Genomic DNA, 22,080 nt, shown 5'->3' on the forward strand with positions numbered 1-22,080 from the left:
CGAATGTAAACGCTTGAACGCTATTTCTCGGAGACGATTCCGAACGAGGGTTCACGCGACGATGGCACCTTTCTTCAACGGCGCTAGGAAAGCGATCTATCAGGCAATCCTGCGCTCGCAGGCACTCATCGAATTCCTGCCAGATGGCACTATCGTTGATGCGAACGAGAACTTCCTCAAGGCCGTCGGCTACTCGCTTGCCGACATCAAGGGGCGTCACCATGCCATCTTCGTGCCGGAGGAGATCCGCAACACGGCCGAATACCGCCGCTTCTGGGACCGGCTGAAGGCAGGTGAGTCCATTTCCGGCGAGATTCCGCGTCTGCGCAAATCCGGCGAGGAGATCTGGCTTCAGGCGACCTACACCCCGGTGCTCGGACGCGGCGGCAAGGTGGACCGGGTCGTCAAGGTTGCCACCGACATCACCGCCGAGAAGCGCCGCACCATGGAACGCGAGGGCATGCTGGCCGCTCTGGAGCGGTCACAGGCCGTGATTGCCTTTGGTCTCGATGCGACCATTCTCGACGCCAACCAGAATTTCCTGTCTGCCATGGGATATGCCCGCGAGGAGGTCGTCGGGCGCAAGCATGCGATCTTCCTGAAGCAGGGCGAGGCGGACAGCCGCGAGTACAAGGAATTCTGGGACAAGCTGCGTCGCGGTGAATATCACTCGGGCATCTTCCACCGGGTCGGCAAGGGCGGTCGCGACATCTGGATCCAGGCGAGCTACAACCCGATCCTTGACGCGAATGGCAAGCCCTTCAAGGTGGTGAAATTCGCCTCCGACATCACCGATCGCATCCTCCGCCGTCAGCGCCTGGATGCCGCCGGCCTGCAGATCGAAACCGATCTCGACGACGTCGCCCACTCCCTTTCCGACGCCAGCGCCCAGGCCGCCAATGTGGCGGAAGCCTCCGGCCGCGCCTCCACATCTGTCCAGACGGTGGCCGCAGCCGCCGAGGAAATGGTCGCCTCCGTGGAGGAAATCACCCGTCAGGTCGGCCAGGCCATGGCGATTGCCGCCAAGGCCGTGACCTCCGCCGAGCGCACCATGAAGATCATGGATGGCCTCGCGGAGGACGCCCAGCAGATCGGGGAAGTGATCGAGCTCATCGAGAGCATCGCCGATCAGACCAATCTTCTCGCCCTCAACGCGACCATCGAGGCCGCGCGCGCCGGCGAGGCCGGAAAGGGGTTCGCGGTCGTGGCCTCCGAGGTCAAGAACCTCGCCTCCCAGACGGCCCGCGCCACGGAGCGCATTTCCCAGCAGATCTCCTCGGTGCAGAATTCCTCCACCCAGGCCGATGAGGCGATCAACGAGATCATGGAGGTCATTCGCGACATCAGCGAGATCTCGACCAGCATCTCCTCGGCGATGGGCGAACAGTCCTCCGTCACCCGCGAGATCTCGGAGAACATGCATTTCGCGTCCGAAGGGGTGATGGCCATTTCGTCCAGCATCAACCAGGTGTCGGATGCGACCCGGAAGGTCGACAAGGCCACCAGCGGCATCCGCGAGGTCGCGCGGCTCTTCCGCCAGAGCTGAACGCCCGCGGTACCCGCAGGCCCGCGGTGTCTGCGCCGCCTCGCGAGACGGTCGCCTAGCGCAGGTAGTCGAGCAGGGAGAGGGAGGTCAGGGTGCCGAGGGCGGAATAGCTCGCCTCGAGCTGCGTCTTGTAGTTGGCCGCATCCACGGCCACCTGCGCCACGTCGACCGAAGTCAGATCGGTCACCAGACCTTCCACCGCAGCGACATATTCGCTCTGCGCCTCGATCAGGCTTTCAAGGCTCGCCGCCTTGTAGCCCATCGAGCTCTGCAGCGCGATGACACCGTCCTGCGCCGAGACGATCAGGTCGTTGAGCGCTTCCAGGTCGGCCGTGTCCAGCGGATCGGCGGTGACCATGTAGGAGAGGGCGCGCAGGGCTTCCTCGAAGGCGGTGTTGTCCGCCGTCACCCCGTAGGTCAGCGTCCTGTCTTCGGACAGATAGGCCGTCTGCAGCACCCCGTCGCCGAGATAGTAGCTCGTGTCCGGCGTGGCGAGATCCGTCACCGCAAGCGCCGAGGTGTCGACCGGCTGCACACTCGTGTCGCTGCCCGCAAACAGATACCGGCCCTGATACTGGGAGTTCAGGAGCGCGGTAAACTCCTCCAGCATCTCCTTGGCCGCCATTTGCAGCGCATCCGTATCCACCGATGACAGCACGGAGGAAATCTCCGTGCGCATCTCGGTCAGGATGTCGGACATGGAGCCCAGAACCGCGTGCTGTTCCTCGACGCGGGTCAGGATCGTCTCCGCCGCGCTGATGGTCGCCTTGGCGCGGGCCACGGAGACTTCCATGTCGACCACAGCCCCGGCGGAGGTGCCAAGCCCGGCATAGTCGGTCGCCAGCAGGCCGCTCGACTGCTGCAGCTGCTTTTGCGCCAGCTTGGCCTGGGTGTTGAGGGCATTTGCCAGAACGGTCGAGGTCTGGCCGAAGGTCGAGACGCGCATTACCATGACGTGGAGCTCCCGGACACTTACTGGACTGCGGCCATCAGGTCGTCGAACATGTCCTGGATGATCGCAAGGATCTGCGAGGCCATCGAGTAGAGCTGTTCGAGCGACGAGAGGGTGGCCGTCTCCTCGTCCACGTTCACCCCGTAGAGGGAGGTGATGGTGGAGGTGACGGTGGTCAGTTCCGTCCGGGTGACTTCCAGACGGGAGGTGGCAGCGGTCGCATCACTTACCACGCTGGACAGGATCTCCGTCGCGTAGCTGGCAAAGTCCGTGGTGCGGGTCGAAAGGGTGCCGGCCGCATCGAAGGTCCGGTCGCCCTGGGCGGCGGACAGGAAGCTCTCCGCCATCTGAGAGATCGACAGGGTGCCCGTGCTGTCGGTCAGGAGCGAGCCCGGGTTGTCCCGGAACGTCGCGCTCACGCCGATGTTCGTCGCGTCCGTTCCGGTCAGCAGACCCGGCTGCACGGCGTTGAAGGCGGAGATCAGGTTCCCGCTGAGTTCGTCCAGCATGTCCTGCACGCCCGGCAGCGTGTCGTCGCGCAGGTCGATCAGCGCCGCGATGGAGCCGGCGGACAGGCGGTCGGTGATGTCCACGCCGTCAATGGTCACGGCGGACAGGCCGCTCGTGCCGTCGCGCACATCATTGGCGGTGACGGAGCTGGCTTCCTTGAACGACAGAAGATGGGCGCTGTTGCCCACCAGAACCTGGCCCGAGGTCGCGTAGACCTTCATCGAGCCGTCGGAGCCGGAATAGCTCTGGACCTCGATGAATTCCGACAGCTGCACCAGCGCCTGGTTGCGCTGGTCCTCCAGATCGGCGGTGCTCGCGCCCCGGGCCTTGGCGGAGATGATCTCCGTGTTCAGGCCGTCGATCTTGGTGATCAGCTGGTTGGCCGCATCGACGGCATCCGCGATCTCGGAATCCGCGTTCTCCCGCAGATCCTGCACGGTTCCCGACAGGGACGTGATCGCCGAGGTCAGCTCTTCCAGCTGCGTGACCACCTCACTGGCCAGCGACGTGGATTCCGGCGTGTTGACCAGAGCCGCGAGGGCGGTCTCCACCTGGGCGATCTTGTTGCCGAGCGACGTGCCGGTCTCGTCGTCGCTTGTGGTCTTGCCCATGGCGGTCTGCAGCTGGTCGAGATAGTTCGCCAGCTTTTCCGCGGCCGCCGTCTCCGACGTTGCGGAGGACAGCTGCGAAATCAGCAGGGTGCTGACCTTGGAGACGATCGCCGCGACCTCGACCCCGGTGCCGACACCTGCCGTGCTGGTGGAAGAAGCCGACGCCTTCTTGGCGGTATAGCCTTCCGTGTCCGCATTGGCGATGTTGGCAGAAGCAACGCTCAGCTGCACCTGGATGGCAGACAGCGAGGAGCTGGCAATCGCGGCAGAGGTGTTGAGCGTCGTCATGTGCGGGGGGTCCGGGCCTCAGGGGCAGGCGTCAGATTTCGCGCGCCGGGCGCAGCGACGTGGAATAGATCGAGTGGGCGGTGAAGCGGCCATTCTTGGCATAGGCCGTCGGAGCCGCGCTTTCGGCGCGGATGGCCTGCATGATCACCTCGACGCGACGCTTGTTCACGGTCATCGCCTTCTTCAGCACTTCCTTGTTCTCGGCCAGCGCCTTGGACAGGGTGCGATTGCAGTCGAGAAGCTCGCTGAACAGGGTCGGGTTGGCATGCATCAGCACCTGCTGCTGCTGCGCCATGGCCTTGATCCACTTCTCGTATTCACCGACCAGCTCGCGCTTGCGCAGCAGAAGGTCCTCGATCTCGGCCTTGCCGCCGGCCTCGATCCGCCGGTTCTCTTCCTCGGCCACCGCCGTCAGCTCGGTCGCGACGCCGATCATGCGCATCACCGAACCGTCCAGCTGGGCGATCATCTCGGGGGTCAGGTTCACTTTCATGGCTGTCTCCACGGGTCTTCCGGACGGGTTCAGGAACGTTGGTTGCGCGCCAGGAAGGCGGCCTGGGTCACATAGGCGCTGGCGACGCGCGCCGACGCGGAAGAACGGGCGATCGTGACGGCCACCTCTTCCTGCGCCGCGCGCATCTCCTTCAGAAGGTCCTCGAAATCCCGCTTGAGCAGCAGCATCCGGAGCTTCTTGGTCGGCTCGTCCGCCGATGCCTCGAGACGGTGCATCTCGGAGGTCAGCCGGCGCAGGGTCGCCATGTGCTGGGGCAGACGGTTCTCGTCACTCATCAGCGGACCGCATCAAGCAGCTTGTCGAACATGTCGCTGGCGGTGGACATGATCTGGGACGAGGCGGAATAGGCCTGCTGGGCGGAGAGCATCGAGGAGAACTCCTTGGAGGTGTCCACGGTGCTGGCTTCCAGATAGCCGCCGTTGATGGTGCCTGCGCCGCCCATGCCGGCCACGTGCAGCGTGCTGTTGCCGGAGCTGGAGGAGCGGGCGTAGATGCCATCGCTCTTTTCCGTCAGGCCGTTGGAATTGGCGAAGGTCGCGACCGCGATCTTGTAGATCACACGCTCCTCGCCATTGTCGAAGAAGGCGGTGACGGAGCCGTCGTCGCTGATCTCGATCGAGGAGAGATTGCCGTAGGCCAGACCGTCCTGGGTGATGGACTGGATCTCGATCTGCAGGTCGTCCTCGTCGGAGGAATACTGGGTCAGGCCGTCATCGCTACCAGCCGTGCCCAGGCCGAAGTCGATGTCGCTGTCGGCGGCGCCCGTGGTCCAGCCGGTGATCTGAATCGCCGGATTGGCCGGGGTGGTCGAGGCCAGCGTGCCGTTCTCGTTGAACGCCACTTGGATCGTGCCGGTGGACACCGTACCGATGACCTTGCCCGCGTCATTCACCGCGTCGGAGAAGGACATTTCCCAGGCGTTTTCGGCGGTCTTGGTCCAGGTCACGGTGACCGTCGCCGAGGTGCCGAGGCTGTCATAGACTTCGACGGTGGTCTCGTAGGAGTCGCCCGGGGTCACGGTGGTCGTCCCCGTCGCCGTGCCGGTGCCGGAAATGCCCAGCGTGCTCAGATCGGCCGCAGCGAGCGAGCCCGAGCCGGTCACGTTGTCGACGGTGAAGGTCGCCGCAGAACCGGTCGCGGTGGAGGAGAGAACCAGCTCGCCATCCGTGTTGGTCGAGGCAGAGACGCCAGTGGTGGCGCTGGACCCGTTGATGGCGGCAACCAGGTCGGCCACGGTGATCGTGTTCGACGCGCTGGCGGTCGCGGTGATCGTGGTGCCGTTTATGTCGAAGGACAGGGTGTCGCCGCTGGTTGCGGCAATGTCCGTGCTCAGGCCGGTCGCGATCTCCGCGGCAGTGTTGGTGGTGGAGGTGGCAACCGCGTTTGCCGGCAGATTGGCCTGCATGTCCACGTGGGTCGTTGCATCCACCGAGCTCTGGATCGAGTCGATGTCGATCGTTGCCAGCGAATCCTCGGTCGTGCCGCCCTTGATGTTGCCGGCATCATCCGTTGCCCAGCCCATCAGGAAATAGTCGCCGTTCGTCAGGTAGCCGTCCTCGTCCACCTCGAACTCGCCGTTCCGGGTGTAATAGGCATTGGTGCCGTCGGTCACGACGAAGAAGCCGTCGCCTTCGATTGCCAGGTCGGTCGCGCTGCTGGTGGCGGTCAGAAGACCCTGCTCGGTCACGTTGGCCTTGCTGGTCGAGATCACGCCGCCGCTGGAGCTGTTCGCGGAGCCGGCAACAAGGCTGGAGAAGCTGGTGCCCGTGGTCTTGTAGGCGGTCGTATTGGAGTTCGCGAGGTTGTCCGAAACGTTGGCCAGTGCCTGGCTGTTGGCATGGAGGGAGGAAATGGCCGAGTTAATGGCGCCCATCAAGCTCATGACTGAAGAACCTTATGAAGTGTGAACGCTGAGGATGTTGTCGATGGCGACTTCCGCGTCGCCGATGTTCAGGACGGCCTCGCCGCCGGAGTAGTCGACGCCGGTCACCACGCCGATCACGGTCGTGAAGCCGTCGACGTCGTCGCCGTCGCTGTCGGTGGCATCGATCTGGATGGTGTAGGTGCCGCCGTCGGCCATCTGCTCGCCGCTGGAGGTCACGCCGTCCCAGGTGAAGGAATGGGCACCCGCGCTGGTGGAGCCGGTCTCGCTGTAGACGACGACGCCGGACTCGTTGAGCACCTTGATCTTCACGCTCTCGGCGTTGCTGTTCAGGGTGTAGTTCCAGCTGGCGGCGCCATCTTCGAGGGTGTTGGTGCTGCCCTTGGCCTCGACGGTCATGCCCACGTAGCCGATGCCGTTCGCGGCCAGCGTCGTGGTGATGTTGTCGACCACGTTCTGCAGGTCTTCGCTGATGGAAACCTGAGTGTCGTAGCTCGCGTAGCTGACCAGCTTGTCGAGGTAGGAATCCGTATCCGTCGGATCCAGCGGATTCTGGTTCATCAGCTGTTCGACCATCAGGGACAGGAAGTCAGAGCTGCTGATGCCAAGGCTTGCTTGTTGCGTCGAAGACGTCGACGAAGACGTTGTCGTAGTTGCTGCTGAATTGACAGTAGAGATGGTCACGACAACACCTTTTCGGCTTTACGAGGGATGTGGAGCTTGTCAGGATGCGCCGTGCGGCACGTTGACTACTCCGTCCTGTAAAGACAAACGGGTGAGTTCCGCTAATCAGGCGGTCAAAAATATAAGAAAAACTAGGCAAAACATGCCTGTTACTTCTTGCCGGGAAGTGTTGCAAATTGCGTCTGCGGAAAGCGCGGAAAGCAGCCGGTTTTCAGCTCTGGAAACACTTCGCACACAAAGACCTAGGCAAAAAAAACCGGGCAGGAAAATCGGGCCTGCCCGGGGGTAAGAGACGCCCCGCATGCTGTGCGGGCGTCGTCAGGATGCGGTCGCGATGCCCCATGGGAAGTGGAGGCGGCGCCGCACGGGAAATGGAGGTGGTGCCGACAGCGTATCGGGACGCGCTCGGTCCCCTCACATGAGGACAGGCTTGCTCGGGGGGGGGGGAAGGGTGCGCGCTTCGCGGGAGCCTGAGGGAGGCGTCGGAGATCCGGGTGGAGGCAGCTCGCTGCGCGCTGAGGTCAGCACGAGCGTCGGGTGCCCGGGCTGCCTGCGAGATCTTTATCGGGGATAAGCGGAAAAAGGGAAGCAGGGCGGGGCGCAGGCGCCCGAAGCGGCAAGATCAGGGCTTGGCGCTTCGGGCGGACGCACAGATGCGATCCACGAGCCCGCGCGGTGCGCGGGGGCGTGGAGCAAGCGTCAGGATCATCTGCAGGCGCTCTGCTTCTGAGTGAAGGAATTGCGCTTCCGGGTCGCCCTGGAGCAGGGTTTCGGCGCGCTTCCTCTCGTTGGGCGACCATGCGGAAAGATCCGGCCCCAGATCATCCAGGGCGTCGGAAAAATCCTCAAGTGTCATTGCCCGATCGGAAGCAGACATGCGAATCCCCCAACGGAAGGTGCGGTAAGGGTACATGTCTGAATATTTCCTGTCTACTGGTCAGCCAATATCGGAAATATTACCGATGCCGTAGATGTCGTTGAGCAAAGCCTCCTCGGATCGCTGGCTCAGGGTCGTCATTTCGGCCCATGCATTACGGTATACAATCAGGCCGCTCGCCAGCTTGGCATAGCGCTCGGTGGCGTCCTTCTTGCCGGTCACGGCCGAAAGGGCGCGGATGTTGGCGGAATACATGGCCAGCATCTGCTTGGCGACTTCCCCGCCCGCATCCATGTCGAGGTTCTGACGCAGGCCCTGGAGAATGCCCATCGCGCGGTTGGTGCGCAGGAAGGCTTCCTCGAATTCCTTGTTCCGGGTGTGCTTGGCGGCCAGCGCGATGGCGTTCAGCACTTCATCCAGAAGCAGGGTCACGGCGGCCGTCGGCGGAACGGTGGTCGTGGCTTGACGATAGGCGGAAATCGCCTGGTTCAACGCATAACTCATGATTAGTCGTCTCCGGCATTCAGGAGAGCCTCGAGATAGTCGAGACTGGATTGGGCGGCGTCGATCTGCGCCTGATACTCTGCGTAGAGAAGGGTGAGGTTGCTGCGGTAGGTCTCGGCCTTGGAGCGGATGTCGCTGGCTTCTTCCTCCAGATCCTCGTTGGTCTCGGTCAGGCTGGTGACGAGATTGGTGAGAATGCTGTCACTCGCATCGGAATACTTGTTCACCGCCGAATAGAGCTTCTCCAGGATGCCCGAAGAGAAGGTCATGTTGACGGTCTGACTGGTGTCGCCGGTGAAGACGAAGGTGATCCCTTCGTATTCGGTCCCTTCCACTCCCTTGATACGGGAGCCGCTGACCTCGAACATGCCCTCCTTGCCGTCCACGAGAATGCGGCTCACGGCCCCGTCTGCGTCCACCTCGATGTCGAGGGACAGGGAGGCCGGCATGCTGGCATTGCGTGACAGCAGGGCGATGTCCTTGGAATCCTTGGTCATGGTGAAGCTGATCAGCTTCTCCACTTCGTCCAGGTTCTGCAGCAGGGCCGAGTTGAGCGTGTCTTCGTCCAGCTCCAGATAGTTGCTCTCGTCGTAGCTCAGGCCGAGCATCGCCATGGACTCCTTGTCGATCACCGTCGACAGGGCTTCGGCCACGGCGGTGTTGACCGAGCGCAGGGTGGCGTCGCCGAAGAGGATCGCGTCGCTCGACGCGCCGCCGGCCGTGGCGGTCTCCGCCTGGGTCAGCGCCCATTCGCGATAGGCGTTGTAGGCTTCCACCAGGTTGGTGATGGCGGACTTGATGCTCGTCAGGTCGTTGGAGATCTCGACGTTGATCGTCGCGTCGTTCTCGGTCTCCTGATAGAGCGTGAAGGTCACGCCCTCGATCACGTCGTCCAGCGTGTTGGTCGAGCGGGTGATCTCGATGCCGTCAATGGTGACGATGGAATTCTTGGCTTCCTGCAGCTCATTGACCCAGTTCCCGTCCACATCGGTCAGGCCGAGGCTCTGGCCCAGCCCGCTGCCTGAGGTGTCCGTGATCTGGATCTGCTGCCCTGTTTGAGAGGCGCTCAGGATCAGGCGGAAGTCGCCATTCGCCACCTCCAGAACCGAGGCGCTGACGCCGCTCTCGTCGGTGGTCAGGTTGATCGCCTCGGCGATCTCCGCAAGCGTCATGTCGTCATCGACCTCGACGGTGACCTGCTCCATGTCCTCCAGCCCGATGGTGAAGGTGCCGGTCAGCCCGAGGTCGGTCGTCTTGTCCGCATAGGTGGAGCCCGCCACCTTCTGGGCGGTCGCCAGCTGCTTGATCTCCAGATCGTAGCTGGTGAGCTCCGCATCCGCGTCCACGGTGACGACCACGGCGGATTCCGCGTTCACGTCGCCGTAACCGGTCAGATAGGCCTCGCGCAGGGAAAAGGCGTCGTCGTTGGCGGTCAGACTGTTTTCCGTGCCGCGGATGCTGCCGGCGGCACTGGCAATCGCCTGGAGGAGCGTCTGCATCTCCTGATAGGCGGCAATCTTGGCTTCGTTCTGCTCGATCTTGGTGTCGATCGTGTCGGCCTTGGTGGTCTTCTGGGCGACGGCTGCTTCGACAAGCGCGCTCCAGTCGAGATCGGTCGACGACGAGGAGGACGAAGAGGAATAGGAGGAGTAGGTGTAGCTGCTGCTCGCCGTCGTCGTGGACGTGGTGCTATCCGTGGTCGCCATCGCAGAGCCTTGCCTTCAGATGAGGGACCGGACCGCACCTGTGTGCGGCCCGGATCCGGTGTCAGATTACTGCAGCAGTTTCAGCAGGTTTTCCGGCATCTTGTTGGCCTGGGAAGCGGCGGCCACGGCAGCCTGCACCTTCACGCTTGCGGCGGAAAGGCGAGCCTGCTCGGAGGCGATGTCCACGTCCGCAATGGCGGACTCGGACGCTTCCAGGTTCTCGATGCTGGTTTCCAGCTGGGTGGAACGGTATTCGAGCCGCGACACGGTGGCGCCCATTTCGGCACGCACGTTGGAGACCTTGTCGATGGCCATGTCCAGAACAGCCAGGGCTTCGCCTGCACCATCCTGGGTCGACACGTTCAGCTCGTCGATACCCAGAGACCCGGTGGTCAGCGAGGCGATCGTCAGGGTGATCGTGTCGGTGTAGTTGGAGCCGACGACGGTCTTGGAGCCGGAGGTGTTGACCGCCGTTTCCGTGCCCGTGTCGGTGGTGGTGGTCATGCCGAGGGTCGTCGCAGTGAATGCGGCGGTGCCATCGGTCGTGCCGGTGAAGTTGTCGATCGTCACTTCGGCCTTGGCGCCAAGGTCGCGCGAGGTGATGTTCACTTCGCCCGTGGCGGTATCCACCTTCGCGCTCAGATCGTAGTTGCCGGCTTCCAGCAGGGCGGTGTTGATCGCCGTTGCAATGTCGGAGGCCGAGAAGGTCGTCGCTGCCGTGCTGTCGGCGCTGCCCAGGGTCACCTTGACGTCGTTGACGTCGAAGGACACGACCTGGCCGGCGGTCAGGGTGAAGGCATCGCTTTCACCGGTCGCGGTCACTTCGCCAGCGGCGGTTTCGACGAGGCCCAGATCGGACGCGACGAAGGCGTCGGACGTGCCGTCGATGTTGCCGGTGAAGTTGTCGATGGTGACGGAGGCAGAAGTGCCCGTCGCCGTGGAGGTGAATTCCAGGCCACCGTTGCTGCCGAGGGCCACGGTCACGTCGGTGACGCCGGCGTCGGTCATGGCGGTCTGAAGGTCGGTCAGCAGGTTGGCTGCGGTGTAGTCCTTGCCGCCGGTCGGGCCTGTCAGGCTGACAGTGGTGCCGTTGACGTCGAAGGAGATGGTCGCACTGGCTGCCAGGGTGAAGAGCGTGTCGGAGCCGTTGACGGTTTCGGTGTCATCGGAACCGGTATCGGTGATGCCGAGCAGGGTGATGTCGGATGCAACGGTGGAGGTGGTGCCGCCGGCATTGTCGATCGTGATTGCAGCTGCAGCGCCGGTCGCGGTGCTGGTCAGCTCCAGGTTGCCGCCTGCGTTGATGGCAGCAGACACGCCGGAGTCGGCGGTCTTGGCGTTGATGCCGTCAACCACATCCTGCAGGGCAATGTTGCCCGAGCCATCGGCGGTGAGGGTAATGGTTTCGCCGTTCACGTCGAAAGCAAACGTCGAGCTCGCATCGACGGTAATCGCCGCGTTGAGCGAGGTGGTCAGCACGGCGGCAGAAGCGCCGGAGGAGCCTTCAACGGTCTTTGCCGCGCCGGAAATGCTGGTGGAGACTTCGGCTGCGGTCAGGATTGTGTCGTCCGCGAAGTCGGAGGTGCCATCGAGCAGGGACTGGCCGTTGTAGCGGGTGGAGGTCGAGATATCGTCGATTTCCTCCATCAGCTGTTCGAATTCAGCCTGGATGTAGGCACGCTCGGTATCGGTCACGGTGCCGGAAGCCGCCTGGGACGCCAGGGTCTTCATGCGTTCCAGGATGTCCGAAACGTTCGAGGCGCCGGCATCGGCGGTCTGCAGAATGGAGATACCGTGAGAGGCGTTGGTCGCGGCCTGCTCCAGGGCGGTCACGTCGGAGGACAGCTTGGTGGCAATGGCGAGGCCCGCCGCATCATCGGATGCGGTGGTGATGCGCGAACCCGAAGCCAGCTTGGCGAGGGAGTCCGACTGCTCGGCGGAGTTCATGTTCAGGTAGCGAACGGCCGTGTTCGCTGCGGTGTTCGTCGAAATAACAGGCATTGTCCACTCCAGTATCGATAGGGGCCATGCTCGAGAAGCGCGCGATCGACGCGCCAGCTTTCTTGCTCGGCGATACAACGGGGGCAGGTGCCGGTTTCAGGCGTTAATAAAAATGGGGAGCCGTTAACCCTTGTTAACTACTTGTTAAGGTAAGGATTAAGTAACTTTCCGCATTTTCGGTGAGGCGGCAGTTCCTGCCGATCACCTTGGCCATCTTCCGTTCGATCACTGTCATTCTCCCGGCAATTCCTGCCGCACGGACTGCCCTTGTCCGGGTGCGAGATGGATGGGAGAGGAACTGAACTCCAGAGAGGGGCCGAAATTTATTTTGAGGGCCGGGCTGCGAACGCGTGTCCGCAGCCCGGGTCAGTCAGCTTAGTTCAGCAGCTTCAGCAGGTTCTGCGGCATCTGGTTTGCCTGGGAAGCAGCGGCCACTGCGGCCTGCACCTTCACGGCAGATGCGGAGAGAGAAGCCTGTTCGGAAGCGATGTCCACGTCCGAGATGGCGGACTTGGCGGCTTCCAGGTTCTCGATGCTGGATTCCAGCTGGGTCGAGCGATACTCGAGGCGGGACACGGTGGCACCCATTTCGGCGCGAGCCTGGGACACGGTGTTGATCGCGCTGTCGAGCACGGCAAGAGCTTCTTCTGCACCAGCCTGGGTCGCAACGTTCAGCTTGTCGATGCCCAGAGCCGAGGTGGTCAGGGACTGGATCGTCAGGGTGATCGTGTCGGTGTAGTCGGAGCCCACGACAACGTCTGCACCGGTGGTGGTTGCGGCGGTTTCGGTGCCCGTGTCGGTGGTGGCGGTCATGCCGAGGGTCGTCGCGCTGAAGGCGGTGGAACCATCGGTCGTGCCGGTGAAGTTGTCGATCGTGACGGTGGCCTTTTCGCCGGTGGCGCGAGACGCGATGCTCACTTCGCCGGTGGTTGCGTCCACGGAAGCCTTAAGATCGTACTTGCCCGCGTCGGCCAGAGCCGTCGTGATGGCGGAGGCAACGTCAGCAGCCGAGAAGGTGGCCGCTGCGGTGCTGTCGGCGCTGCCGAACGAGACCTTGACGTCGTTGACGTCGAAGGAAACGACCTGACCGGCGGTCAGGGTGAAGGCATCGCTTTCACCGGCCGCAGTCACTTCGCCAGCGGCGGTCTCGGTCAGGCCCAGGTCGGAGACGACGAAGGCATCGGACGAACCGTCGATGTTGCCGGTGAAGTTGTCGATGGTGATGGTAGCAGCTGCGCCCTTGGCAGAGGAGGTGAACTCCAGGCCGCCGTTGGTGCCGGTTGCCACGGTCACGTCGGTGACGCCGGCAGCGGTCAGGGCAGCCTGGATGTCGGTTGCCAGAGAGGCCGCAGTGTAGTCGGTGCCGCCGGATGCGCCGGTCAGTTCCACCTTGGTGCCGTTGACGTCGAAGGAGACGGTCTCGCTGGCAGCGAGGGTGAACAGCGTGTCGGAGCCGTTAACGGTTTCGGTGTCGTCGGAGCCGGTGTCGGTGATGCCGAGCAGGGTGATGTCAGCTGCAACGGTGGAGGTGGTGCCGCCAGCGTTGTCGATGGTGATGGCAGCAGCAGCACCGGTTGCAGTGCTGGTCAGTTCCAGCTTGCCGGCGTTGAGGGCTGCGGTCACGCCGGAGTCGGCGCTCACGGCGTTGATGCCGTCGACCACGTCCTGCAGGGCGATGTTGCCGGAGCCGTCGGCGGTCAGGCTGACGGTTTCACCGTTCACGTCGAAGGTGAAGGTCGAGCTTGCATCGACGGTGATGGCCGCGTTCAGCGAGGTGGACAGCACGGCAGCGGTGCCGGATCCGCCTTCGGTGGTCTTGGCGGCGCCGGTGATGCTGGTGGTCACTTCCGCTGCGGTTTTCACCGTGTCGTCGGAGAAGTCGGAGGTGCCGTCGAGCAGGGACTGGCCGTTGTAACGGGTTGCCGTGGAGATATCGTCGATTTCCTCCATCAGCTCTTCGAATTCAGCCTGGATGTAGGTGCGCTCGGTGTCGGTCACGGTGCCGGAAGCCGCCTGGGACGCCAGGGTCTTCATGCGCTCGAGGATGTCGGCGGTGTTGGATGCACCCGCGTCAGCGGTCTGCAGAATGGAGATACCGTGGGAGGCGTTGGTCGCGGCCTGCTCCAGGGCAGTCACGTCGGAGGACAGCTTGGTGGCAATGGCCAGACCTGCCGCATCATCGGACGCAGTGGTGATACGCGAACCCGAGGCCAGCTTGGCGAGCGACGCGGACTGGTCGGCGGAGTTCATGTTCAGGTAGCGAACGGCCGTGTTCGCTGCGGTGTTCGTCGAGATAACAGGCATTATCCACTCCAGTAACTAACGGGGCCACGCCCCATACACAGGCGTGGTTCAGGCACGGGAATCCGCGCACCTGTCGTTACAACGAGAGGAGTTGCCCAAATCAGGCGGTATTATAGATGTGGAATTGCGGGCTATGCTTAACTGTTTGTAAACATCGCCAGTATCTCGCCGCCGTGATTTCGCAGCAAATGCCGTAGTTTCTGTCTTGCCCTCTTGAGCAGAGCTTCGACCGCGGACACCGATGTTTCCATGATTTCCGCGACTTCCGCGTTACTGAGATTCTCCGTGTAGGAGAGCACCAGGGCAATGCGCTGATGCTCGGGAAGGTCCTGGATGGCCTGGTTCAGAAGATCGCTCGCTTCTTGCCGTTCCAGCATCTCCATCTGGTCGCTGCTTTCGTCCTGCAGCTCGGGGAGATCGTCCATGACCTCCACTTTCGGACGGCGCAGCTGGTCGATGCAGCGGTTGGTGACGACCCGGTAGAGCCAGGTGGAGAACTTCGCCCGGCCGGTTTCCCACTTCTCGCGCTTCGTCCAGAGCTGCAGGAAGGCGTCCTGCACCACGTCTTCCGCATCCGTGCCGTTGTGCAGGATGCGCACCGCGACCGCATAGCCGCGATCCACGTGCCGCTCGACGAGCTGGCGGAAGGCGTCCTCGTCGCCGGTCTTGATCCGGACAAGAAGCTCGTCGTCGGTCATGCGGCGCCAATCGGTTGCTGAAAGACGGTGCGGAACAGCATTCGCAACGTCGCGCCCGTTCGCGTGCGGTGCCGCTGCAGGGTCGACCTGAGCGACTTCGGCGTGAGCCATGGACGTGTTGGCGATACCCATACGGGGATCCCTCGCGAAAGTGACATTGCGGGCCTTGATGGATCCGCTTCCACACTTTCAACGGGGGCTAGAAAGAAATCAGGCGCAGAAAATGAAGTAATTTTTTGAGATTTACTAGGAAAATATTGCCGAGTTGTAGGAAATATATGCCTATGTTGGATAATGAATTGATAAAATGCCGCATACATAAAGACGTAATTATGTATTGAGTGCGTATTGTACTCTTCGTTCCTTGCGGCGATGTGTCGGAGTGCGCAGGAGGACATAAGGGGCAAAGGTCGTCGCAAGAAAGGGAACGAAGAGGCATGACGTCAGGGTTAATAAAGCATTTAAACTTAAATGAGTTCCGGCGACAGGGCAGAACGTGAGGAGCGGACCTCTTTCCAGAGTTTTCACAATGGCGTGAAGAACGATCAGGCCCTGCAAGAGCCAGCGGTGACCCTGAAAAGACGAGGAAATTTGGGTGTTTTGCGGCAAATCATGTCCGCATGTTTCCCGTGCCGGTCTTGCGACGGGGACGATACAACTGGCGTGTTGCGGTTCGCGCGCAACAACGTAAATAGCTGATGATCGACCCGGCAGGATGTGCCGCCCGGTGGAGCGAAAAGAATAATGATTTTTTTCGCCTGGTGCGCGCGCGGCGTCGAACCGGTCTCCCGCTCGAGGGTTTGCCCCAGGGTTCGGGCGACCCGGGACCGGCGAGGCGCGGTGGGTTTCCGCAGACCGGGTCACAGGGTGCCAGCAGGAAAGAACGGATTGAATGGCTGAAGTGAAATCGGGTCGCCGACCCGGCAAGCGGGGCTTGCGCTGGCTCCTGATCACCCTTGGCGCGGTGATCGTCGGCGCTCTTGCTCTCTGGCGCTCCGGCACCCTCTCGCCGCAGGATCCCCTCTCCGGACTGATGATCTCCACCGCGCGGATTGGCACGCTCGAACAGACGGTTCTGGCCACCGGCATCCTCAAGCCCCGCAGTCTCGTCGCCGTGGGCGCCCAGGTGTCGGGGCGCATCACCGCCGTGCACGTCGCTCTGGGGGATGAGGTCGCTGCCGGCGATCTTATCGCGGAGATCGACAGCACGACCCAGACCAACGACCTGCGCACGGCCGAGGCCGCGCTCGCCCAGGTCCGCGCGCAGCTCGTCGAAAAGCAGGCCGACCTGCAGCTGGCGCGCAAGGTTCTGGAGCGCGAGAGGACCCTTTCGGATCAACGGGCCACCTCCGTTGCGGATCTGGAAAGTGCCGAGGCCGACGTGAAGGTGACAGAGGCTCAGATCGCGGCCCTCGAAGCGCAGGTCCAGTCGGCTCAGGTGTCTGTGGAGACCGCACAGGCCAATCTGGGCTACACGCGCATCACCGCGCCCATGGCTGGCACGGTTCTGGCCATCGTCAATCAGGAGGGGCAGACCGTGAATGCGGCCCAGTCCGCCCCCACCCTCGTGGTGCTCGGCGATCTGACGACCATGACCGTTCGCGCCGAAATTTCCGAGGCCGACGTGGTGCAGGTGAAACCCGGTCAGAAGGTCCGTTTCTCCATCATCGGCGAGCCGGACAAGGCTTACGAAAGCACGCTGGAAAGCATCGAGCCGGCGCCGGAGAGCATCACGTCCGACAGCGCGATCTCGTCGTCATCGTCCTCATCTTCCGACACGTCTGCGATCTACTACAACGGCATCTTCCATATCGCCAATCCGGACGGACACCTGCGCACCTACATGACCGCCGAGGTGGAGATCATTCTCGGCGAGGCGCGGGACGTGGTGCTCGTGCCCACATCTGCCGTGCAGAAGGGCGCGGGATTGGCCCGTCCCACTGTGAGCGTGGTCACCGCCTCCGGCTCGGTTGAACCGCGCGAGGTAGAGACCGGCCTCGACGACAAGATCAACGTGGAAATCCGCTCCGGCATTTCCGAGGGCGAACGGATCGTCACCGGACAGGCTTCGGGCACTGGCGCTGCCGCATCTTCGGGCCGCATGGGCCCGCCGCCCATGGGTCTGTGAGGGCGCTGCCATGGGATCGCACGAAATCCTGACCCAGCCGACAGACGAAATACCATTGCTGACCCTGCGTGGCATCGGCCGGGCGTTTCCCTCTGGCGATGGCGAGGTTGAGGTTCTTTCCGACATCGACCTGGACATCCGGCGCGGAGAGTTCGTTGCCATCATCGGTCAGTCCGGATCGGGCAAGTCCACCCTCATGAACATCCTCGGCTGTCTCGACCGGGCAAGCCGGGGCAGCTACCGGGTGGAAGGGGCCGAGACGGCGGATCTGGAGGCGGACGAGCTGGCGCGTCTGCGAAGGGAGCATTTCGGCTTCATCTTCCAGCGCTATCACCTGCTGAATGAATTGACGGCCCTGGAAAACGTCGAGATGCCGGCGATCTATGCTGGCCGCAGCCTTTCCGATCGCCAGTCCCGGGCAGCCGCGTTGCTGGAGCGTCTCGGTCTGGGAGATCGCACCCATCACCGGCCGACCCAGCTCTCTGGTGGACAGCAGCAGCGCGTGTCCATCGCGCGGGCTCTGATGAACGGCGGCGATATCATCCTGGCCGACGAGCCGACCGGCGCGCTCGACAGCCGCAGTGGCGAGGAGGTGCTGGCCGTGCTGAAGGAGCTGCATGCCTCCGGCCGCACCATCATTCTCGTCACCCACGACGCGGGCGTTGCCGCCATGGCGGAACGCATCGTCGAGATCAAGGACGGGCGCATCCAGTCCGACCTTCCCAACCCGGTCTCTGCCGACGCGCGTTTGCTTGAGACCGAGGCGGACATCGGCCCGAGCGGGTCTGAGCCCAGCGTCTCTTCGGGCGGTGGCTTCCGGCGCCGGATCGAGCAGGTCTCGGAGTCCTTCCGCATGGCCCTGCGCTCCATGCAGGCCCATCGGGTGCGTGCCCTGCTCACCATGCTGGGCATCATCATCGGCATTGCATCCGTCGTCTGCGTGGTTGCGCTCGGCACCGGGTCTCAGGAAAAGGTGCTGGAGAATATTTCGAGCCTCGGCACGAATACGCTCGAAATCTTCCCGGGCAAGAGTTACGGCGACGTGCGGTCCGGCAAGATCACCACCCTGTCCGTGGGCGACGCGGAACAGCTCGCCCGTCAGCCCTATGTGGCAGCCGTCACGCCGACGGTCTCGACCAGCCGCACCGCGCGCTACCGCGGCGAGGAGGCGTCCGCCCAGATCTCCGGGGTGGGGGAGGGCTATTTCGCCGCCAAGGGCTCGAGGCTTCTGGCCGGAAGCTTCTTCGACCGGTCCTCCGTGCGCAGCCGCGCCCTCGACGCCGTGATCGACGAGAACACCCTTGCCGCCCTCTTCGCCGATGATGCGTCACTGGCCCTCGGGGCGACGATTTTCCTCGGAGACATGCCGGCTCGGGTGATCGGCGTGGTGGAAACCCAGCAGGGGGGCTTTGGCGGCAGCCAGAACCTCGCGGTCTATGTCCCCTACACGACCCTGCAGACCCGAATGCTCGGCGACCTGAGCCTGCGCAGCATCACGGTGCGGGTCTCCGACGAGGTGGACAGCGATCTGGCGGAAACGGCGGTGACCGAGTTCCTCACCCTGCGCCATGGCACGAAGGACTTCTTCATTCTCAACACGGATGACATCCGCGAGACCATCACGGCCACCACCCAGACGCTGGCGCTGCTGATCGCGGCCATTGCGGTGATCTCGCTCTTCGTCGGGGGCATTGGCGTCATGAACATCATGCTGGTCACGGTCTCCGAGCGCGTGTCGGAAATCGGCGTGCGCATGGCGGTGGGCGCGCGGCGCGGCGACATCCTCCAGCAGTTCCTGATAGAGGCCGTTCTGGTCTGTCTCGTCGGCGGCGTTCTGGGCATCCTGCTGGCGCTGGCTTTCGGCTATGCCTTCTCGCTGCTCGGCTCCAGCTTCCGGCTCATTTACTCGACGGACTCCATGATCTGGGCCGTCGCCGTCTCCAGCCTCATCGGCATCGTCTTCGGCTATCTCCCGGCCCGCAACGCCTCGCGTCTGGACCCGGTCGCGGCGCTGTCCGGGGGCTGAGGGCAGGGAAAGGTTGGCGACCCTCCCCGAAACGCGACAAGGCCCGGAATTGCTCCCGGGCCTTGTTCTTGTTGCTCATGATCGTGTCAGCCGTAGACCAGCCTTGGCAGCCAAGTCACGATCTCGGGGAAGAGCATGCAGAGCACCAACCCCATGACCTGCAGCCCGAGGAAGGGCAGGGCGGACTTGAAGATGTCCGACATGGGGATGTCGGCCGGGGCCACGCCGCGCAGATAGAAGAGCGCATAGCCGAAGGGCGGTGACAGGAAGCTCATCTGCATATTGACCAGGTAGAGCACCCCGAACCACAGCACCAGGTCGTCCGGGCTGTCGAGGCCGAAGGCCTGGGCGCCGAGCGCCTTGATGATCGGCACGAAGATCGGCACGCAGAGCAGCAGGATGCCGACCCAGTCCAGGAACATGCCGAGGATGATCAGCACGATCTGCATGATGATCAGGATGCCCCAGGGGCCGAGGCCCGTGGCTTCCAGCGCCCCTTGCACGAACTGCTGGCCGCCCTCGAGCACGTAGAGCCCGACGAAGATCGTCGCGCCGAACATGATCCAGATCACCATGGCCGAGGCCTTGAGGGTGGTGATCGAGGCTTCCCGCAGGGTCTGCCAGTCGAGATTGCGGTGGATCGCCGCCACGATGATGGCACCGAAGGTTCCGATGCCGGCGGCTTCCACAGGGGTCGCCACACCGGTGAAGATCACCCCCAGCACGATGGCGATCAGCGCGATCGGGGCGGACATGCCCGACATCAGGCGGATCTTCTCCCGGGTCGAGACGCGCTCCTCCAGCGGGATCGGCGGGCCCTTCTTCGGGTCGATGTAGCTCATCACGATCACGTAGACGATATACATGCCCGACAGCAGCAGGCCGGGAACGACGGCGCCGATGAAGAGCTCGCCCACCGACTGTTCCGCCACCACCGCATAGATGATCGCCAGGATCGACGGCGGGATGAGGATGCCCAGCGTTCCGCCGGCCATGATCGATCCCATCGCGATCTTCGGGTCATAGCCGCGCTTGAGCATGGCGGGCAGGGCGATGATGCCCATGGTGACCACGGCCGCGCCGATCACGCCCACCATTGCCGCCAGAACGGTCGAGGCGATGATCGTCGCCGCCGCAAGGCCGCCCTTCACGCCGCCCAGCACCTTGTAGATGACGTCGAACATCTCGTTGATGATGCCCGCTCGCTCCAGCATGGAGGCCATGAAGATGAAGAGCGGGATCGCCGAGAGTTGATAGTTGGTCATCAGCGGGAAGATGCGCGAGGGGACGATGTTGAGCGCCCTCTCGTCGCCGAGGATGAACAGGAAGACACACGCGAGCCCCCCCGTGACGAAGGCCAGCGGCAGGCCTGCCATGAGCAGGACGAGCAGCGAGCCGAACATGATGAGTGTCAGCCACTCGATTCCGATATCAAGTCCCATCGGCTCAAGCCTTCTCCGTCAGCGCGCGGAGATCCTGCGCGAATTTCGAGATACCCTGCAGCACCAGCAGCAGGCCGCCCAGAACCATGACCCACTTCATGGGCCACAGCGGCACTTCCCATTCGTTGAAGCTGATCTCGCCCCAGCGGATGTTCGGATCGGTCCACTGCGCCAGATTGAGCGAGGCGATCATGTCGCCGAAGCTCATGGAGCCGCGGGCCCAGTCGGAGATTACGGAATTGCCGGTCGGCACGGCGATCGCGTCGAAGGCAAAGATCCACGACGTGACGAGCAGGGTGCCGGCGAAGATGAAGAAGAAGACCGAGGTCAGCAGGTCGACGAGCGCCTTGCGGCGCTTCGACAGCGGTGCATAGAAGATGTCCACCCGCACATGGGCTTCCGTCAGCGCCGCATAGGCCCCGGCGATCAGATACTGCATCCCGAACATGAGATACATGGCTTCATGGGCCCAGTTGGTCGGGCTGCCGAAGACATAGCGGCTCATGACTTCGAAATAATAGACGATCACCGCGATCACCGCCCAGTAGCTGACGAACTCACCGCAATAAAGCGAGAGCTTGTCGAGCTTGCCCGTCCAGCCGGTCGAGACGAAGCGGCTGTCCTCCTGGCGTTCCGCCGCCTCGATTTCCTTGAGCTTCAGCTCCTCCGGCGTGAGCGCACGCTCGGGCGGAATGTTGTCATTGGCCCGGCGAACAAGCCCGGGAAGCAGGAAGATGTCGATCAGCACGCCGGCCATCAGCAGCCAGAAGGCGTATTTCGCAACATTCGACCACTTGGCCAGATCCGCCTCGCTGGTTTCCAGCAGGGGGCGGGCGGCCGTTAGGTCGCCTTCGGCCTCGCTCACCCGTTCCCGGCCCTGTTCGATGCGCTGTTCGGCACGGCGCAGGTCCCGGTCGGCCCGCCGCGCGGCCATGGATCCCTGTTCGGCGGCCTGAACGGCGGCCTGAAGCGACGGAAGGTCGGCCTCGGCGGTCTTCACCCGCTCGCTCTCGCGCTCCAGCACCCGCTCGGCCTGACGCACCAGATTGGCGTTGTCAGAATAGACGGACCGGGCGTCATGGCCCTGGGAATTGGCATAGAGAATGACGATGAAGACCGGGATGTAGACCAACCCGATCATGCTTTTCACGTAAAGACGGTGAAGGCCGAGAATCCCGCCGGTCACCAGAATGAAATAGCCGAGCACGAGCGAATAGCGCCGCTCTTTCGGCTTGGGCCGCTTGGCGAGACTGGCGGCAATGATCGGAAAGATGATCAGGCCGAGCCAGTAGGCCCAGTGCGGCAGGGTGAAATCGATATGAGGCATGCCTCTGGCTTCCCTAAGGGTAGGAGCGGGCGTCCGAGGCGAATGGGGCCCGCGCAGTTGCCTGCGCGGGCCCGCGGTCC

Annotated in this window: 17 protein-coding genes and 2 pseudogenes; 3 read left to right on the plus strand and 16 right to left on the minus strand. The window is 63.2% G+C overall.

Translation table 11 applies throughout. The features are described from left to right. The first annotated feature begins 61 nt into the window (after positions 1-61). Positions 62-1,546 (plus strand): methyl-accepting chemotaxis protein, encoded by a 1,485-nt coding sequence (locus tag FR728_RS14920; protein WP_149893527.1) that lies wholly within the window; start codon positions 62-64, stop codon positions 1,544-1,546. A 55-nt stretch (positions 1,547-1,601) separates the two neighbouring features. On the opposite strand, the gene FR728_RS14925 is transcribed toward FR728_RS14920, so the two are convergent. The 14 genes and pseudogenes from FR728_RS14925 to FR728_RS14985 all read right to left on the minus strand — a co-directional run bounded on the left by FR728_RS14925 (position 1,602) and on the right by FR728_RS14985 (position 15,209). Beyond that, complete coding sequence (locus tag FR728_RS14925) at positions 1,602-2,498, minus strand: flagellin (RefSeq protein WP_149893528.1); 897 nt, start codon at positions 2,496-2,498, stop codon at positions 1,602-1,604. A 20-nt stretch (positions 2,499-2,518) separates the two neighbouring features. Beyond that, entirely contained in the window at positions 2,519-3,907 is a 1,389-nt protein-coding gene (gene flgK, locus FR728_RS14930; RefSeq protein WP_149893529.1) for a flagellar hook-associated protein FlgK, read from the minus strand. A 31-nt stretch (positions 3,908-3,938) separates the two neighbouring features. Then, positions 3,939-4,400 (minus strand): hypothetical protein, encoded by a 462-nt coding sequence (locus FR728_RS14935; RefSeq protein WP_149893530.1) that lies wholly within the window; start codon positions 4,398-4,400, stop codon positions 3,939-3,941. Between the two features lie 29 nt (positions 4,401-4,429). Beyond that, positions 4,430-4,696, minus strand: a complete 267-nt coding sequence (locus FR728_RS14940; protein ID WP_149893532.1) for a hypothetical protein — start codon at positions 4,694-4,696, stop codon at positions 4,430-4,432. Next, a complete protein-coding gene (locus tag FR728_RS19720) occupies positions 4,696-6,303 on the minus strand; it encodes a flagellar hook protein FlgE (protein ID WP_149893533.1) in 1,608 nt (535 codons plus the stop codon). The genes FR728_RS14940 and FR728_RS19720 overlap by 1 nt, the downstream gene beginning before the upstream one ends. Before the next feature lie 12 nt (positions 6,304-6,315). After that, positions 6,316-6,987 (minus strand): flagellar hook assembly protein FlgD, encoded by a 672-nt coding sequence (locus FR728_RS14950; RefSeq protein ID WP_149893534.1) that lies wholly within the window; start codon positions 6,985-6,987, stop codon positions 6,316-6,318. A 622-nt stretch (positions 6,988-7,609) separates the two neighbouring features. Beyond that, positions 7,610-7,864: a hypothetical protein gene (locus FR728_RS14955; protein ID WP_149893535.1), complete on the minus strand. Its 255-nt coding sequence runs from the start codon at positions 7,862-7,864 to the stop codon at positions 7,610-7,612. Between the two features lie 60 nt (positions 7,865-7,924). Beyond that, positions 7,925-8,368 (minus strand): flagellar export chaperone FliS, encoded by a 444-nt coding sequence (locus tag FR728_RS14960; RefSeq protein ID WP_149893536.1) that lies wholly within the window; start codon positions 8,366-8,368, stop codon positions 7,925-7,927. A 2-nt stretch (positions 8,369-8,370) separates the two neighbouring features. Next, entirely contained in the window at positions 8,371-10,074 is a 1,704-nt protein-coding gene (gene fliD, locus FR728_RS14965; protein WP_149893537.1) for a flagellar filament capping protein FliD, read from the minus strand. Positions 10,075-10,140: 66 nt separating this feature from the next. Then, positions 10,141-11,082, minus strand: a complete 942-nt coding sequence (locus tag FR728_RS19750) for a flagellin (RefSeq protein ID WP_341872939.1) — start codon at positions 11,080-11,082, stop codon at positions 10,141-10,143. Between the two features lie 563 nt (positions 11,083-11,645). Beyond that, positions 11,646-12,075: pseudogene (locus FR728_RS19630) on the minus strand (flagellin); the annotation flags it as partial. A gap of 375 nt (positions 12,076-12,450) precedes the next feature. Continuing rightward, complete coding sequence (locus FR728_RS19790; protein ID WP_208998857.1) at positions 12,451-12,888, minus strand: flagellin; 438 nt, start codon at positions 12,886-12,888, stop codon at positions 12,451-12,453. 1,058 nt (positions 12,889-13,946) lie between these two features. Then, positions 13,947-14,379 (minus strand): annotated as a pseudogene (locus FR728_RS19795) (flagellin); the annotation flags it as partial. Positions 14,380-14,516: 137 nt separating this feature from the next. Then, a complete protein-coding gene (locus FR728_RS14985; RefSeq protein ID WP_208998847.1) occupies positions 14,517-15,209 on the minus strand; it encodes an RNA polymerase sigma factor in 693 nt (230 codons plus the stop codon). A 760-nt stretch (positions 15,210-15,969) separates the two neighbouring features. Between FR728_RS14985 and FR728_RS14990 the strand changes: the two genes are divergently transcribed. After that, a complete protein-coding gene (locus FR728_RS14990) occupies positions 15,970-17,205 on the plus strand; it encodes an efflux RND transporter periplasmic adaptor subunit (RefSeq protein ID WP_149893539.1) in 1,236 nt (411 codons plus the stop codon). Between the two features lie 10 nt (positions 17,206-17,215). Then, positions 17,216-19,231, plus strand: a complete 2,016-nt coding sequence (locus FR728_RS14995) for a MacB family efflux pump subunit (protein ID WP_149893540.1) — start codon at positions 17,216-17,218, stop codon at positions 19,229-19,231. An 86-nt stretch (positions 19,232-19,317) separates the two neighbouring features. Here FR728_RS14995 and FR728_RS15000 read toward each other — a convergent pair whose 3' ends face one another. Then, positions 19,318-20,673 (minus strand): TRAP transporter large permease, encoded by a 1,356-nt coding sequence (locus FR728_RS15000; RefSeq protein WP_149893541.1) that lies wholly within the window; start codon positions 20,671-20,673, stop codon positions 19,318-19,320. A 4-nt stretch (positions 20,674-20,677) separates the two neighbouring features. Beyond that, positions 20,678-22,000 (minus strand): TRAP transporter small permease subunit, encoded by a 1,323-nt coding sequence (locus FR728_RS15005; RefSeq protein ID WP_149893542.1) that lies wholly within the window; start codon positions 21,998-22,000, stop codon positions 20,678-20,680. Positions 22,001-22,080 lie beyond the last annotated feature (80 nt).

This window comes from Roseibium aestuarii (assembly GCF_008477545.1).
Lineage (GTDB): Bacteria > Pseudomonadota > Alphaproteobacteria > Rhizobiales > Stappiaceae > Roseibium > Roseibium aestuarii.